The following is a 15,868-nucleotide window of genomic DNA, read 5'->3' on the forward strand; positions in this document are numbered from 1 at the left end:
ACGTGTGGCTGTACAACCATCACCTGCCTCAGAAGGCGCTCAAACACCAAGCACCGATACAGGCGATGAAACAGTGGGCACAATCACACCCTCAACTTTTTCGGCGAAATGTACGGAATCTTCCGGGACCCGACAGCTAACCCCTGCCCCTTGGTTGCGAAGCAATGAAAAATAAGATTTACGCGGTAAACTCATTTTTATCTATTGTGGCGATGCTTCTAATCTTAGAGTCGTTTTCGTCGACAGGAAAAATCCTAGATTACGCGGCTACGCAAAGTAAAGGGGTAATATCCGAAAAAAAATTAGATGACATGATTTTTGGTGCGGAAAATCATCAAGAGCTAGAAAGGCGCGCGCACGTTATCGTGCGATCTTATACGTCTTGCTTGCAGTTAAGGCGATCTACTGCCGAGTCAAATGCCTCCTTGGTTAAGCGATCTGAGCGTTATTCTGTTGTTGCCATGTGCGTGACAGGAGCTCTTGTTGTTTTAAACCTTGCTTTGGCTTGGATGGCTGAGAAAAAGGTGCGAGGGGGTTAGCGCCGAATCGGCGTGGTGAACCGGTCCGTTCCATTCGGATAGCGCCTGAAAATAGGCCATGCAGCGTTAGTCGGCGCGTCCATGCGTGTCCCCCTTCGGCGGTTTCAATTCGCTCCCGGCGAATGGGTGCTCGTTGCCGATTTGGAATGACTCAACTTCACTGCTCGCGCCTTGCCTGGCCTGTTGTCAGGCAGCAACTTGGCGGCGTGAGAAGATCAGGCCTTCCTTAGGTTTTCCCTGCAGTCCGCGAGCGAGCCGCTCAGCTCGTCCAGGAACACCGCAGCGAGTATTCATCACTGTGGGCTGCCGTCGAATCCATTGCCCCCAAGATTGGTTGCGTGCCGCAGACCTTGCCGGGCTGGGTGAAGCATGCCGACGTAAGGTTCCCCCCATCGCGTCAGCGCAAAGTCGGAGCGCTCGCGCGCAGTTGCAGCACCGTCGTCAGCAGCACGGGCAGCAGCGTGACCGTGACGACCGTCGAGAACACCAGGCCAGCCAGCACGATGACGCCGACGCCGCGGTAGAGCTCCGTGCCGGCACCGGGGATGAACACCAGTGGTGACAGGCCGGCGACCGTGGTGATCATCGACATCATGATCGGTCGCAGCCGGGCATCGACCGCTTCGGTGACTGCCTGCTGTGGGGAGGTCTGGCCGTCGCGCAGATTCTGCAGGGTGCGGTCAACGATCAGGATGGGGTTGTTGACCACCGTGCCGAGCAGGATCAGAAAGCCCAGCATGGAAATCATGTCGAAGGGCTGTCGGGTGAGCAGATTCAGCAGCACCAGTCCGCCGATGCCGCCGGCCACTCCCAGCGGGACGATGGTCATGATCACGAAGGGATAGCCCCAGTGCGTGAAAATGGCCACCAGTAGCAGATAGCAGAGGATCAGCGACACAACGAAGTTGCCGGACAGCGCCTCGCGGGTCGCGTCAAGTTGGTCGGCCGCGCCCGAGATATCCAGTACCACCCCGGCAGGCAGCTGGCCCGACCGGTTGAGCTGGTCGATCACGTCGTCGCGGATGATCTCCACGGCTGTTTCCAGCGCCACGGCTCTCGGCGCGATGATGTTCAGCGTGACCGTGCGCTGGCCGTTGACGCGGCGAATCTCGTCGGTATCCACGGTGTCGATCAGCGTGGCGACGGCAGAAATCGGGACAATGCCGGCGGCGGTGGCGATGGGCAATTCCGGCAGGGCAGACAGGTCCTGCGCATTACCGGCCTGGCTGTACAGATAGATATCGACCTTGTCGTCGCCGACGAAGTATTCGTCGACAAAGGCGCCGTCCGACAGCGCCGCCACCGCAAAGCCCAGCTCTTCCGCGCTCAGCCCTAGCTCGGCGACACGCAACCAGTCGGGACGAACTTCCACCAGCGGCTGGTTCAGGGTGAGCGATGATGGCTGCGAGCCGATCTGCGGGTCGTCCAGCACCTCGCGGGCGCGGTTGTAGACCTGCTCGGCCGCGGCATAGATATCGGCCAGCTCCGCGCCGGATATGTCGACGTTAACGCTGCGCGTGCCGCCATCATTGCTGGTGATGATGGAGCCGCGGGAGACGAAGGCGCGCATCCCCGGGTAGGACTCGTAGAGATCGGAGAGGATGGGAATGAGTGCATCGATCTGCGACGGACGAATCGTTTCGGTGATGATCCGCAGGCTGCCGGCCTCGACGGACAGGTTGATGTACGCCAGCGCCGGCACATCCGCCTCGCCGCGGGCGTAGCGCTCCGGGTCATCATCGACATAGGGCATCAGCTTGGCCTGGACGTCGTCGGCGATGGTCGACATCTCGTCCAGGTTGTAGCCCGGCGGTGCGATCATCCGCGCGAACAGCTTTGGTTCCTCGCCCTCCGGCAAGTATTCCGCGGGCGGGGTCAGGAACACCAGCACGCCGACGACCAGCGCGGTCAGACCGGCGAGGTAGGTCCAGCGCCGCGTCCGCGTTGCCACCAGCCATGCCACGCAGCGGGCCACCTGCTGGCGCACCGCGCGGCCCGGTTCCGGCCGGTTCTCCGCCATCTGCAAGCGTGCGGCAGCCGTCGGCACCAGGGTGATGGCGACGATCATCGACGCCAGGATCGAGGCTGAAATCGCCACCGCGATGTCGGAGTAGAGCTGGCCGGCCTCCTCCTCGATGAACAGGATCGGGGCGAAAACCAGCACCGTCGTCAGTGTCGAGGCCAATACGGCGCTCCACACGCGCTTGACGCCGGCGACGGCGGAATCGAAGCGGTTCAGTCCGCTGCGGCGCTCGCGCTCGATGGCCTCCAGCACGACGATGGTGTTGTCCAGGGTCATGCCGATCGCGAAGGCGACGCCGGCGAGCGAGATCACGTTGATCGTGCGATCGGCCAGCAGCAGTCCCATGAATGCGGCGATGGTGCAGATGGGCACGCCGATTACGCCAACCGCCGTGGCCCTGGCCGAGCGCAGGAACAGGAACAGCACCAGAGTCGCGAGCACGGCGCCGATGCCGAGGTTCTTCCAGACATTCGCCACCGAGGCCTCGACATAGCGCACGTCGTCGCTGGTCAGGCTCATGCGCATGCCGGCCGGTTCCAGCACCTCGCGGTTGATGCTCTCGACCATCGGCCCCATCGCGTCCTTGATGGAGATGACGTTCGAGCCCGAAATGCGATTCACCGCCAGGGTGATCGCCGGCGCGCCTTCGGCGTAGGAGAGGCTGCGTAACTCGAAATGATCCAGCCGGATCTCGGCGACGTCGCGCAGCCGCACCACGGCGTCGCCCTGCCGCGCGATGATCAGATCCTCGATCTCGATCAGGCTGTCAAAGCGCCCCACGGTGCGCAGCAGATAGCGACGCTTGCCGGTGTTCAGATCGCCGGCGGAAATATCGCGATTGCGCTCGCGGATAACGCCGCGCAGCTGGCTCAGCGAAATGCCACGCTCGGCCAGTGCTGCGGGATCAACGTAAATCTGGATCTGACGCTCAGCGCCGCCGCGCACATCCACCTGCGACACGCCGCGCACGCGTTCCATGCGCGTGCGCACGTTGTCGTCGATAAAGTCCCGCATCATGTCCATGTCCAGCGCGCGCGGATTGCCGGGCAGCGGCACCACGCGGTAGTACATGAACGAGTTCTGCGAAAACGAATCGGCCGTGACCCGCGGTTCGTCCACCGTCTCGGGATAGGCGGGCACCTGCGACAGCGCGTTGTTGACGTCGATCAGCGCTTGGGTGATGTCGGTGCCAAAGGGAAACTCCAGCTCGATCTCCGCGCGGCCCGTTGAGGCATAGGCAATCAACCGCGACAGGTTCGGCACCGCACGCAGGAACTCCTCCTGTTCGATCAGGATTTCCTTTTCGACGTCCTGGGGCGTCGCACCCGGCCAGTTGGTGCGCACGGAAATCTCACGCACCTCCAGGTCGGGGATCATCTGCACCGGCACACGAAACGCGGCGAGCAGACCGAGCACGCACAGCACCAGGGCTGCGACGGTGAGCAGCGTGCCGCGCCGGACGATGGCGTCGATCACGGTTTCGACTGCCCGATGCGGTCGACGATGCGCACCGCCTGACCATCGCTAAGCCCCTCGTTGCCGCGCACGACGACGCGGTCACCCGGTGACAGGCCGTCGCGAATCTCGACATCGCCCCCGACCGTACGGCCGGTCTGCACACGGCGGACGCTGACGCGTAGCTCGCCGTCTCGTTGCGTCACAACCCAGACGCCATAGGCACCGTCCGGCCGGCGCACCAATGCATCGCGCGGGGCAAGAACCCGTTCGGCCTCGCTTTGCACCGCGAATTCGGCCTGGGCCGACATGCCGGGCAACAGCTGTCGCCGGCTGTTGTCGACCGACAGCCGAACCTGCAAGGTGCGGGCCGTGGGGTCGCTAACCGGCACCGTAGCCTGCACCGTGGCGTCCAGCATCTGGCCCGGCAGGGCCGGCGTGCGCACCGACACGCGGGTGTCGGCGGTGATGTCGGCAAACCGCGCCTGCGGTACCTGCACGTCGAGTCGCAGGCTGGCCAGGTCGACCAGTTCCAACACCGGCGTGCCCGGCACAGCCCATTCGCCTGCATCGGTGTAGCGCCCGGTGATCACCCCGGCATACGGCGCGCGCAACACATGCCGCTCGACGCGCGCGGCCTGCTCGCGAGCCTCGGCCTCACGGCTTGCGAGCCGTGCGTTTGCCGTGGCGGCCTCGGCCAAACGAGTCTGCGCCAGCGAGGCGGAAAGATCGCCGGACTGCGCCAGCAACTTGGCCTGCTCCGCCTGGCGCTGGGCTTCATCACGTAGCGCCTCGGCTTCCGTCTGCGCTGCGCGCAGGCGGTCCAGTTGCAGCTGTGCGAGTTCGGTGTCCAGTCGGATGAGTACATCGCCCGCCGCAACGGTGTCACCGACATCCACCTGCAGCGTCTGCACCAGGCCGGGCACGGCCGGGGACAAATCCGAGCGCTGGCGCGCGGTGAACGTGCCGGAGAGCACCAGCGGCGCGGCCGTGCGCGAGGCCGAGATCGTCTGCGCCGTCACCGGCGTGGCCTGGGCTGAGCCCAGCGTGGGCGACAGCGCGGCGAGCAGACCGCCAAGCGCGAGCAAGCGGTATCGGGGGAGCCGTTCCATGGCGGACCTTTAAGAAATCACGGATTGATTCACGGACGTCGTGGACCATCTTGCCGAATTCACAGGCCTGCGCCGAACGGTGTCAAGCGGTCGCAGTCGTCCGGCCACTGGCTCACAATACCCGGCATGTCGGCAATCGAAGTTCTGCAGCGGGTTTACGGGTATTCGGAGTTTCGCGGTGAGCAGGCGGCGATTGTCGATGCCGCCATTGCCGGGCGCGACGCCCTGGTGCTCATGCCCACGGGCGGCGGCAAGTCGGTGTGCTACCAGATTCCGTCGCTGGTCCGACCGGGAGTCGGCGTGGTGGTCTCGCCGTTGATTGCGCTGATGTCCGATCAGGTCGCCGCCTTGCGTCAGCTTGGGGTGCGCGCGGCCTACCTCAACTCCACGCTGGACTATCAGGAAGCCTCGGACGTGGAGGCCCAACTGCGGGCCGGGCAGCTCGATCTGCTGTATCTGGCGCCAGAACGCCTGCTGATGCCGCGCACCTTGGAGTTGCTGGCCGAGCTCAGGCTGGCGCTAATCGCCATCGACGAGGCGCATTGCGTCTCGCAATGGGGGCATGACTTCCGCCCCGAATATCTGGGGCTGGCGACCTTGGCCGATCGCTTCCCCGGCGTGCCCCGCATGGCGCTCACGGCCACGGCCGATGTGCCCACGCGCGACGAGATCACCCAGCGGCTGGCGCTGCACGATCCGCAGCGTTTTGTTGCCAGCTTCGACCGGCCCAACATTCGTTACCGGGTTAGCGAGCGGGCCAATGCCAAGCAGCAGTTGCTGCGGTTTCTGCAAAAGGAGCATCCGGGCGACGCCGGCGTGGTCTATTGCCTGTCGCGCAAAAAGGTCGAAGCCACCGCCGAGTGGCTGCGCGACGAAGGCTTCGACGCCGTGCCGTATCACGCCGGACTCGGGGCCGAACGCCGTGCGGCGAATCAGAGCCGGTTTCTGCGCGAGGACGGCGTGGTCGTCGTCGCGACCATCGCATTTGGCATGGGCATCGACAAGCCGGACGTGCGTTTTGTCGCTCATCTGGATTTGCCGGGCAGCGTCGAGGCGTACTACCAGGAAACCGGCCGCGCCGGTCGCGATGGCGAGCCGGCCGATGCCTGGATGCTCTACGGTCTCGGCGATGTGGTGCAGCGCCGGCAGATGATCGATTCGGGCGAGGCCGAGGATGGTCGCAAGCGGATCGAGCGCAGCAAGCTGGACGCCATGCTGGGATATTGCGAGTTGGACACCTGCCGCCGGCAGCCCTTGCTGCGCTACTTCGGCGAGACGCTGGAACAGGCCTGCGGCAACTGCGACAACTGTCTGTGGCCGCCAGACACCGATGACGCCACGCAGTCGGCGCGCCAGGCCTTGTCGGCGGTGTATCGCACTGGTCAGCGTTTCGGGGTCAGCTATCTGGTTGACCACCTGCTGGGCAAACGCGACGAGCGCGCCAGCCGGTTCGGTCACGACCAGCTATCCACCTTCGGTATCGGCCAGGAACTCACCGCGGATCGCTGGCGCCGGCTGTTCCGGCAGTTGATCGCACGCGGGCATCTGGATGTGGATGTCGGTGGCTTCGGCGGACTGCATCTCACCAAGTCGGCCCGTGGGTTGCTCAAGGGTGAGCAGTCCATCCGCGTGCGCCGCAAGGCGGCTGCGCCGGCAGGCAGCAGCCGGCGTGCACGCGCGCCGCAGGCTTCACTGGCCCCTGGTGATGAGGCCTTGTTCGAGCGTCTGCGCGCCTGGCGCAAGGACGAAGCCGACGAGCAGGGGGTGCCGGCCTATGTGGTGTTCCATGACGCAACCTTGCGAGACATCGCCCGCGAGAAACCCGCGGACGATGCATCCCTGGCCGCCATTAGCGGTGTTTCCGCCAAGCGGTTGGAGCGCTACGGGGCGGCGATATTGGAATTGATCGCCGCACCCGCTTGACACCCGGGTAGCGCAAATTCAGTCAGCGCTTTCCTAGCGTGACTGGCCACCACCCGTGGTCTGCCGGCGCGGGCGCCGACGCCGCTTTGCGCCGGAGGGTTGATCGCCGGATTTGGCCTGCCCGCCTCGCGACTGGCTGCGCTGTTTTGGCGGCTGTCCGCGCGATGCATTGTTGCGGGCCGGACGTTGCGGACGCGGGCCGCGTTCGTCGCGTTCGGCGGCCGGCAGCGGGGCGTTGAAATCGAAGCCTTCAACCTCGCGCACCGGAATCTTGCGCCCGATCAGGCGCTCGATGCCCTTGAGCAGCTTCACTTCCTCGCCCTCGATCAGCGACAAGGCCTCGCCCTCGACACCCGCACGACCGGTGCGGCCGATGCGGTGGACGTAGTCCTCGGCCACATTCGGCAGCTCGTAGTTGATGACATGCGGCAGCTGGTCGATATCGATGCCGCGGGCGGCAATATCGGTGGCGACGAGCACGCGCACGGTGCCGGCCTTGAACCCGTTCAGGGCGTTGGTCCGCGCGTTTTGGCTCTTGTTGCCGTGAATCGCCGCAGCCGCCAGGCCATCGGTTTCGAGCTGCTTGCTCAACCGGTTGGCGCCGTGCTTGGTCCGCGTGAACACCAGCACCTGCTGCCAGTTGTTGGTGCCGATCATCCATGACAACAGCGCGCGCTTGCGGCGCTTTTCGACATGGACCACGGACTGGGCGATGGTTTCGGCCGTGGAGTTCTTCGGTGCCACGTTGATCTCGACGGGGTCGTTCAGCAGGCGTCTGGCCAGCGTGCGGATGTCGTCGGAGAACGTCGCCGAGAACAGCAGGTTCTGACGCCGCTGCGGCAGCAGCTTGATCACGCGCTTGATGTCGTGAACAAAGCCCATGTCCAGCATGCGGTCGGCTTCGTCGAGCACGAAGACTTCAACCGCCGACAAGTCCAGATTGCCCTGCTGGGCGTGATCAAGCAGCCGGCCCGGCGTGGCAACCAGCAGGTCCAGCCCGGAGCGCATCGCGGCGATCTGCGGCCGCGGGCTCACGCCGCCGAAAATGACGGCGGTGCGGGGCTTGAGGTCGCTACCGTAGGTGTCCACGCTCGCGGACACCTGCGCGGCTAGCTCGCGGGTCGGCGTCAGGATCAAGACCCTCGGCGCCTTACCGCGGCGTTCGCTGGACGTTGCCAGCTTGTGCAGGATGGGCAGCGTGAAGGCTGCGGTCTTGCCGGTGCCGGTCTGCGCAGCGGCCATCAAGTCCTGGTCGCCGAGCACGGCGGGAATCGCCTGCTGCTGGATCGGGGTCGGGGTGGAATAACCTTCGCGCGCAACAGCGCTCAGCAGGGCTTCATGAAGCCCGAGTTCGGAAAAATGCATGTGTACTCCTGAAGCCTGTCTGCGCGAGCAGTCCGGTTCAGGCTGATGAAAAGAGGGCAGCGGTGTCGCTGCAAATCGACCCGGTCGAAGATCGACCGGATGCCGCTATCACCGGAGGACGGCGGGCTGAGGGCGCGCAGTGTACACGGGCCCGCGGGGTTTGTCCGGACTCGATCGAGGCGGGCCGCGCACTCCCACAGACGCTGGAGATGACCGCAGGGTGCCCAAGCACGTGAAGGGAAGAATAACCCGCAGCGCCGGATCGCTGGATTAATGCGACGCGCGTTCGATTGAGGGAGCCAGATGTCTGGCTATACTGCATAGATCGGCCATCAGGGCCAATCGGTTACAGGGAGTCCCGATGAAACAGATGATCTTGATGCTTGGCGCCGCGTTGCTGAGCACCTCGGCGGCTGCGGTCGACGGACGCTGGGCGGGCGAGCGTTGCAGCGCCATCATGCCGTCGGAGGCCGAGATCGAGCTGATCGAACGTGATTTCTCGGCGTTCAAGGCGCGCCGCATCAATACGCGCCGCGGCTTGTTCCGAGCGCCCGCGAGCGTGGAGATTCCGGTCTGGTTCCATGTGATCAGCCAGGGGTCGTTACCGGACCAGGGCAATGTGCCGATGGACCAGATTGATGACCAGATGGTCGTGCTTAACGATGCCTATGCCGGCACGCCCTTCGTGTTCACCCTGGAGGGTGTGACCCGGACGACCAATCCGGTGTGGTACGCGAATCCGGATGCCGCCAAATCAAGCCTGCGCGTGGGCGGTGCGGAAACGCTGAACATCTACTCGGCCAATCCGTCTGGCGGCGTGCTCGGCTACGCGACACTGCCATGGGGTTACAGCGCGAACCCTGATGCCGACGGTGTGGTCGTGCTTTATTCCAGCCTGCCCGGCGGATCAGCGGCGCCTTACAACGAGGGCGACACCGGCACGCATGAGGTGGGTCACTGGCTCGGGCTTTATCACACCTTCCAGGGCGGATGCCGTGGTGCCGGGGATTCCGTGGACGACACGCCGTTCGAGCGCAGCCCGGCCTACGGATGCCCGGTGGGGCGCGACAGCTGCAAGGGGCCGCGCAAGCCTGGCGACGATCCGGTCGACAACTTCATGGATTATGTCGACGACTTCTGCATGATCCGTTTTACGCTGGATCAATCCGAACGCATGGACGCCATGCACGCCCAGTACCGATCGCCCTAGAGCGGGTACTCCAGGTCGCAACACACGACGTGCTCGCGGCCTGCGATGTCGGTTGACTGCGATAGCGTCACACACATGAAGGCGCCGGTGAGCGACAGGTAGGGCCGGGTGATCTGCATTTCATGGCGGCGCAGGCGGGCGCGCCGGAAATATGGCCGATGCGTCCACTTGGCGCCCTCGCCGTTGAGCAAGGGCTTGTGCGGTGTTTGTCCATAGACCCGCCGATTTGCGCCATGGACATTGCGCCCCACCTGGCGCCCGTCGGTGTCGAGCACGTAGAGATGCACGGCGCGCTTCATGGCCAGAATCGGCGCTGCTGCGGCCGATAGATCGGCACCACAGCGCATCTCCACCAGCATGGTGGCGAAGGCAGCCTGATAGTCCTGCAATGCGAGTTGAAAGGCCGATTCGTAGTCCAGCACCTGTTGGTCGGACAGCCGCGTGATATCCCGCAATACCGGCAGGCTGCTGGGCGGGCCGGACTCGATGTCGCGTTGCGGCCGGGCGAAGTAGAACCCTTGCATCAAATCCACATCGGCGCGCACCGATGTGAGTGCGTGCTGCTCGCTTTCTACGCCTTCGGCCAGCACCAGCGAGCCGATCTCATGCAGCATGTTGACGATCAGTGGCAGACAGCGTGCCGAATGCACGTCGCTGCCGGTATCGGCTACAAAGGTGCGGTCGAGTTTCACGATGTCGGGCCGGAACTTGATCATCCGGGCGAGATTGGAAAATCCGGTGCCAAAGTCATCGATGGCGATCAGGCAGCCCAACTCTCGATAGGCCGCGACGATGTCGAGCAGATCACCGGAGTTCGGAATGTCCTGTTCGACAATCTCGATGACGACGGATTCAGGGGTGATGCCGTGATCGCGCAACGCTTGGCCCAGGGCCTCAACCGCCTGCAAGGTGCGGATGGTGTCCACCGGATCGACATTGAGGAACAGCCAGCGGTCCACCGGCTCCGAGCGCCGGAAGTTTGCGACATGCATGCGGGCGATGAGCGCGTTTAGCGCGACGGCGTCGGTCGGCGCCCATTGCTTGCAAAGGAACTGGAGCGGGCCGATCGGAGCGCCTTCGCCGTCGGTGATTCTTAGGAGTGCCTCGTGCCCGATCGCCCGATGGTGGGCATGGCTGAAGATCGGCTGGAACGTGCTTTCCAGCCGGAAACCCTCGAAATAGGCAACGAAGCGATCGTCCTCGACGGCGAGTGCTTCGTCAAAACCTTGTATGGCGCATGACATCCGAATTCAGGTTCCGGTTTCAGGATGTGTTCTAAGTCGCGGATTCGCCATCAAGTTTCATGCCGCCCGCCCCGGCCACGGAGGTTACAGGCTCGATGCGTCCACGGCCAAGGTTGTCGTGTCCAACCGCGCCAGCAACGCGCATTGCGTGTGGATCTTCGGCAGCTCGTAGCGGAAGAAGTATTGGCAGGCGGCAAGCTTGCCGTCGTAGAAGGTCCGGTCGCTTTCGGTGGCATCGCCGCGCCGGCGCATGGCGATACTGGCCTGCTCTAGCCACTGCCAGGCGAGCACGATGTGGCCAAGCATGTCGAGATAGATGGTGGCGTTGGCGAGGAAACGGTCGGTCTGTCCTGCCATCGCGGCGCCGATCAGCGTTTGTGTCGTGCTGCTGGCGGCTTGTAGCGCGTCTCTCAATGCTGTCGCGAATTCTGAGAGGACCTCGGTGGTGGCGTTGGCTTCGATGGATTCGGTGATGGTCGCGATCAGCAGCTTGAACGCCGCGCCGTCCTGCATCAGCACCTTGCGGCCGAGCAGGTCCAACCCCTGGATGCCATGGGTGCCTTCGTGGATCGGGTTCAGGCGATTGTCGCGGTAAAGCCGTTCGACCGGATAGTCACGGGTGTAGCCGTAGCCGCCAAGCACCTGGATGGCATGCTTGTTCGCCTCCAGGCAGAACTCGCTGGGCCAGGATTTGGCGATGGGTGTCAGAATCTCCAGCAGCAATCCGGCCCGGGCGGCGGCCTGCTCGTCGGCGCCGGCATCCACCGTGTCCACCAGCTTCGCGCAGTAAAGACAAAGCCCGTAAGCGCCTTCGACCGCGGCCTTCTGCGCCAACAGCAGGCGGCGTATATCGGCATGATCGATGATTGCGATCGGTTTGGACGATGGGTTCTTGTCGGCGACCGGCCGCCCCTGCGGTCGGTTCTTGGCGTAGTCCAGCGCGACCTGGTAGCCCGCATAGCCGAGCACGGCCGCCCCCATGCCGACCCCGATTCGGGCTTCGTTCATCATGTGGAACATGCCGGCCAGGCCCTTGTGCGCCGTGCCGACCAGTTCGCCGACACAGTCTTCCGTCTCGCCGAAATTCAGCACCGTGTTGACCGTGCCGCGATAGCCCATCTTGTGGTTGAGGCCGGCCAGCCGCACGCCGTTGCGGGCGCCCAGGCGGCCATCGTCGCCGACCATGTACTTCGGCACGACGAACAGCGAAATGCCCTTGGTGCCGGGGGGCGTGTCCGGCGCCTCGATCTTCGCGAGCACCATGTGCACGATGTTTTCCGACAGGTCGTGCTCGCCGCCGGAGATCCACATTTTCGTCCCCTTGAGGTGGTAGGTTCCGTCCGCCTGTGGAATCGCGCGGGTCTTGATGTCGCCCAGCGATGATCCCGCCTGGGGCTCGGACAGACACATGGTTCCGAAGAAGCGACCCTCAATCATCGGGCGCATGTAACGTTTTTTCTGTTCCTCGCTGCCGACGATGCGCAGCATGTTCGCCGCGGCCCCGGTCAAGAAGGCATAGCCCGCAGTGCCGATGTTCGCCGCCGAGAACAGCGAGGCACAGGCCTGGGCGATGGTGTAGGGCAGTTGCAGCCCACCGTCCTTAGTGTCGAAGGCCATGCCGAGAAAGCCGCCGTCGATATAGGCATCCACCGCGGCCTTGACCTCGGGGATGATGTGCACGTGCTCGCCGTCAAAGTGCGGTTCGTTGGCATCCAGCTTGGCTGCATGCGACTGGAACTGGTCCACCGCCAGCTGTTCGGCGGCGTCGATCACCGCCTCGAAGGTCGCGCGATCGTGTTCGGCGTAGCGGTCGAACGCCGTCAGCGCGCCGGCATCCAGGTACTCGAACAACAGAAAATCGAGGTCGCGGCGGTTGATTAGTGAGCTCATGTACGCCGGTGTTTCTTGTCTCCGGGCCGCTGATGGTGCCACTTCACCGCAGGCGGAGCCACTGTCGCTAGGGGCGTTCAGGCGTCGTCGCAGGGCAGCAGTTCGAATACATCGGTGATGCCTTCATACGGCCCGGCCCCGCTCGCACCGGCATGCCGGATGCGGTAGATGCCCGGTTCGGTCTCCGGCTCGACAATCCAGGTCACCCGCGCGTGGTTTTCGCCTGTGGGCAGGGCGGCGGCCACGTATTCGAAGCGGGTGAACCAATCGGCATCGGTGCGGATTGTCGTCCAGCTTCCGTCGGTTTGCTGCCGCTCGACATAGAGCAGGCTAGCGTCCAGGCGCATGTCGTTGCGTGGGTGGCCGGCGGCAAACTCCACGACGATCTCGATCCGCTCGTCTCCGAGCTGATACTGCAAGTCGGGTGGTGTCGTGACATCGCCGAACGCGCCGGCCGGCGTACCGTCGGCGGCCAGCATCGGGTTGCGCATGAGTGTGAGCTGGCTGCGAAAGGCGGGGTCGGCGTAAGGGCTGCTCGCCGGCTCGCCGTTGCGTAGCTGGAGAGCGATGCGCTCGAGTTCCTGTGTTAATGCCTCCTGCGACCAGGGGCCGAACACGGTAGATGCGCCCTCGTAGTATTGCTGGGAATACTCCTCGCGCGTTGTCAGGTAGTGCACGAAGCCGTTGCTCAAACCCGAGATCACGGCGTAATCGATGCCGGCATCGTCCAGGGTGTCCAGCACGGCCGTGCGGATACGGCGGCCCGACATGGTCGTGACCTCCCAAGGCACGGCAACAATCGCCAGATTGCCGATGGTGATGACCTGCAATTGGACGGTCTGCGGTTCCAGCGACTGGGTCGGGAGGAATGGCGACGGCAGGCCCAGCGGGAAGATGATCGGCTTTTCCGCATGGCACGCGTAGCCGAGCAGGTCGAAGGCAGGATTATTGCAGCCGACCGGCACGATCAGACCGGGCGGGATGGCGCCCGCTGACCCGGCGGCGAAGTTCTCCTCGATCAATTCGACAATTGCGTTCAGGTCGGTGACATCGGCGCAGGTCTGACCTTCCGCGGTCGGGCCACGCCCGTCTTCGGCGCCGCCGGCGAAGGACACGCCCAGCGCGCTGGTGCAGGCCGCGTAGACGCCATCGTCTGGTTGCAGGGCAGCGGGATAGTCGCGCGGTGCATCGACCTGCACGCTGGAAAAATCGACGAGGATCGAACGGTGGCCAACCCCGCCCACCAGGGGCTGCTCGGCGGCGTCATAGAGATCGCGCGCGCGCCGGTACTGCTTGTAGCCGGCAATCAAGGCGTTCTCGGCCTCGGTGCGGCCGCCGGCCCGGTGCTGGAAGCCGTCGGAGTCCAGGTTCCGCAACTCATCTTCGCTGAGGTCGACGATGAACAGGTTCGGTGATGCATCGCCCTCGTCAGCCTGCATGAAGCCGGCGAGAAAATCCGGGTTCATGTTGGTGAAATCCTGTTCGAAGCGGTAGCCGGCATAGCCCTTGTTATCGCCCGACAGCTGCAGATTGTTCTGCCAGATCGATGTGCCGTGGATGGCATACCAGTTGATCATGCCCACGGCGGTGCCATCGTCGCGTACCAGCTTCAGCAGGCTCATCATCCGGTTGGTCGTCACCTCGCGGCCTTGGGTGTCGACGAAGGCAGCTCGCTCATCGGCCGGGTTCTGCGCGTAGGCTTCGATGGAACGGTTGACCGTGCCGTTGAGCAATTCGCCCTGGTTGTAGCGGATCGGCCCCGGCACGGCCTCTTGGAGCGCCCGGTGGGCGCGGGTGATGGCGTTGATCACACCCGACACCGCGTGCTCCAGCGCCTGGGCATCGTGGCCCAGCGTAAGCACGTGATAGGCATCGAAATGCGACTGCCCGGCGGCCGTGGCATGGCTGTGGGAGGCATTCATCAGCAGATTGCTGTCGGTGTACAGCGGGGCAAGGACGGGGTCCTCGGCCAGCCGATCCAGTACGGTTTGGCGAATCGAGTGAAACATCAGGCCGATGTCCATCTGCACCAGCACCACGCGTTCGCTGGCACCGCTGCAAGCCGTCTCGATGATGAAGGCGCGGGCATGCTGGCGGTCCAGCAGACCGTTGGAGATCTGGTCGGTGTCGACATACCCGGCCATGTTGGCGCCGATCGGCCCGGTGATGTCGCCGCGGCCCGCCGCGTATCGAAATTGCGTGTTGTTGGTGCAGGCGCCGCTGTTCAGCGTGGCATCCGGCGCGCGGACGGCCGAGCGCGGGGCGTAGTGGGCGAGGGTCGCCAGCGGGGCATCGGGTTCCGGACGCGCCACGGCGAGGATGTCAGCTTCGCTCAGCGCATCGACGCGACAGACCAGTTCGGCGGGCGGCGGGTCTGGTTGCAGGGACCGGGGTTCAGGACTCTGGCCGCAGCCCTGGAGCAACGCCCCTGCCAATGCGATGGCGCAAGGCCATGCCGTGCCGTGTTTGGCAGCGCTGATCTCATGCATGCAACATTCCCCCCGAAAAGCTTGGCCGATGCATCGAATAGCCTGCGCCAAGCCGTCGCAGAATGCATTGACACGGGCAATGGCACAGCCTGGTTCCATGCGTCATTGCGGTGCAGCCCTGAACGCGTGATTCACAAGACCTCGGCTAAACACATGGACACGATTACCTGGGACGACTTCGCGAAGGTCCAGCTGCGCATCGGCACTGTCGTGTCGGCTGAGCCGTTTCCGGAAGCCCATCGGCCGGCGTACCGGTTACGGGTGGACTTCGGTCCCGAGCTTGGAGAGCTGAAGTCCAGCGCGCAGATCACCGACCTGTATGCGCTGGACGAGCTAGTCGGGCGGCAAGTGGTGGGGGTGGTGAACTTTCCGCCCAAGCAGATCGGCCCGATGCGCTCGGAGTGTCTGATCACCGGGTTTTATCGCGATGACGGGGCGGTGGTGCTGGCCGTGCCCGACCAGCCGGTGCCCAACGGAGCGAAGCTGGGTTAGGGGTAGGGAAACACTGATCTATTCCCGCCGCCAAGTTGCCGCCTGAAAACAGGCCAGGCAAGGCGCGAGGAGTGAAGTTTGGTCATTCCAAACAAGCGACGAGTAACGCCGCATGGCCTGATTTCA

The 15,868-nt window shown here is 64.2% G+C and carries 10 protein-coding genes and 2 pseudogenes; 6 read left to right on the top strand and 6 right to left on the bottom strand.

Annotated elements, in window-relative coordinates; translation table 11 throughout:
- The 3 genes and pseudogenes from ACE1EY_RS01615 to ACE1EY_RS01625 all read left to right on the top strand — a co-directional run.
- Positions 1 to 140 (top strand): annotated as a pseudogene (locus ACE1EY_RS01615) (IS481 family transposase); the annotation flags it as partial.
- A 24-nt stretch (positions 141 to 164) separates the two neighbouring features.
- On the top strand, positions 165 to 539 hold the full coding sequence (locus ACE1EY_RS01620; protein WP_370299288.1) for a hypothetical protein: 375 nt from the start codon (positions 165 to 167) through the stop codon (positions 537 to 539).
- 236 nt (positions 540 to 775) lie between these two features.
- A pseudogene (locus ACE1EY_RS01625) lies at positions 776 to 919 on the top strand (IS3 family transposase); the annotation flags it as partial.
- Positions 920 to 936: 17 nt separating this feature from the next.
- Here ACE1EY_RS01625 and ACE1EY_RS01630 read toward each other — a convergent pair.
- Positions 937 to 4,038 (bottom strand): efflux RND transporter permease subunit, encoded by a 3,102-nt coding sequence (locus ACE1EY_RS01630; protein WP_370299289.1) that lies wholly within the window; start codon positions 4,036 to 4,038, stop codon positions 937 to 939.
- Complete coding sequence (locus ACE1EY_RS01635) at positions 4,035 to 5,129, bottom strand: efflux RND transporter periplasmic adaptor subunit (RefSeq protein ID WP_291512366.1); 1,095 nt, start codon at positions 5,127 to 5,129, stop codon at positions 4,035 to 4,037. The genes ACE1EY_RS01630 and ACE1EY_RS01635 overlap by 4 nt, the downstream gene beginning before the upstream one ends.
- 126 nt (positions 5,130 to 5,255) lie before the next feature.
- Here ACE1EY_RS01635 and recQ point away from each other — a divergent pair, with 126 nt between their 5' ends.
- A complete protein-coding gene (gene recQ, locus ACE1EY_RS01640; protein WP_370299290.1) occupies positions 5,256 to 7,052 on the top strand; it encodes a DNA helicase RecQ in 1,797 nt (598 codons plus the stop codon).
- Between the two features lie 33 nt (positions 7,053 to 7,085).
- Here the strand turns inward: recQ and ACE1EY_RS01645 are convergent, their stop codons facing one another.
- A complete protein-coding gene (locus ACE1EY_RS01645) occupies positions 7,086 to 8,417 on the bottom strand; it encodes a DEAD/DEAH box helicase (protein WP_291512364.1) in 1,332 nt (443 codons plus the stop codon).
- A 361-nt stretch (positions 8,418 to 8,778) separates the two neighbouring features.
- On the opposite strand from ACE1EY_RS01645, the gene ACE1EY_RS01650 reads away from it, so the two are divergent.
- Positions 8,779 to 9,627, top strand: a complete 849-nt coding sequence (locus ACE1EY_RS01650) for a zinc metalloprotease (RefSeq protein WP_291512363.1) — start codon at positions 8,779 to 8,781, stop codon at positions 9,625 to 9,627.
- Here the strand turns inward: ACE1EY_RS01650 and ACE1EY_RS01655 are convergent.
- From ACE1EY_RS01655 to ACE1EY_RS01665, 3 genes are all read right to left on the bottom strand, one after another.
- A complete protein-coding gene (locus ACE1EY_RS01655; RefSeq protein ID WP_291512362.1) occupies positions 9,624 to 10,871 on the bottom strand; it encodes an EAL domain-containing protein in 1,248 nt (415 codons plus the stop codon). The two genes, ACE1EY_RS01650 and ACE1EY_RS01655, sit on opposite strands and share 4 nt — an antisense overlap.
- Positions 10,872 to 10,955: 84 nt before the next feature.
- A complete protein-coding gene (locus tag ACE1EY_RS01660; RefSeq protein ID WP_291512361.1) occupies positions 10,956 to 12,761 on the bottom strand; it encodes an acyl-CoA dehydrogenase in 1,806 nt (601 codons plus the stop codon).
- A 77-nt stretch (positions 12,762 to 12,838) separates the two neighbouring features.
- Complete coding sequence (locus tag ACE1EY_RS01665) at positions 12,839 to 15,250, bottom strand: neutral/alkaline non-lysosomal ceramidase N-terminal domain-containing protein (RefSeq protein ID WP_370299291.1); 2,412 nt, start codon at positions 15,248 to 15,250, stop codon at positions 12,839 to 12,841.
- A gap of 153 nt (positions 15,251 to 15,403) precedes the next feature.
- On the opposite strand from ACE1EY_RS01665, the gene ACE1EY_RS01670 reads away from it, so the two are divergent.
- The gene (locus ACE1EY_RS01670) at positions 15,404 to 15,742 is read left to right on the top strand and encodes a tRNA-binding protein (RefSeq protein ID WP_370299292.1); all 339 of its coding nucleotides are present in this window, start codon (positions 15,404 to 15,406) and stop codon (positions 15,740 to 15,742) included.
- Positions 15,743 to 15,868 lie beyond the last annotated feature (126 nt).

The organism is Abyssibacter sp. (assembly GCF_964229365.1).
In the GTDB taxonomy this organism is placed as follows: Bacteria; Pseudomonadota; Gammaproteobacteria; order Nevskiales; family OUC007; genus Abyssibacter.

Excerpts from the sequence above, each read along its gene's own strand:
- ACE1EY_RS01645 (WP_291512364.1), bottom strand. The coding sequence starts at position 8,417 with ATGCATTTTTCCGAACTCGGGCTTCATGAAGCCCTGCTGAGCGCTGTT.
- ACE1EY_RS01655 (WP_291512362.1), bottom strand. The coding sequence starts at position 10,871 with ATGTCATGCGCCATACAAGGTTTTGACGAAGCACTCGCCGTCGAGGAC.
- recQ (WP_370299290.1), top strand. The coding sequence starts at position 5,256 with ATGTCGGCAATCGAAGTTCTGCAGCGGGTTTACGGGTATTCGGAGTTT.
- ACE1EY_RS01670 (WP_370299292.1), top strand. The coding sequence starts at position 15,404 with ATGGACACGATTACCTGGGACGACTTCGCGAAGGTCCAGCTGCGCATC.
- ACE1EY_RS01620 (WP_370299288.1), top strand. The coding sequence starts at position 165 with ATGAAAAATAAGATTTACGCGGTAAACTCATTTTTATCTATTGTGGCG.
- ACE1EY_RS01650 (WP_291512363.1), top strand. The coding sequence starts at position 8,779 with ATGAAACAGATGATCTTGATGCTTGGCGCCGCGTTGCTGAGCACCTCG.
- ACE1EY_RS01665 (WP_370299291.1), bottom strand. The coding sequence starts at position 15,250 with ATGCATGAGATCAGCGCTGCCAAACACGGCACGGCATGGCCTTGCGCC.
- ACE1EY_RS01660 (WP_291512361.1), bottom strand. The coding sequence starts at position 12,761 with ATGAGCTCACTAATCAACCGCCGCGACCTCGATTTTCTGTTGTTCGAG.
- ACE1EY_RS01635 (WP_291512366.1), bottom strand. The coding sequence starts at position 5,129 with ATGGAACGGCTCCCCCGATACCGCTTGCTCGCGCTTGGCGGTCTGCTC.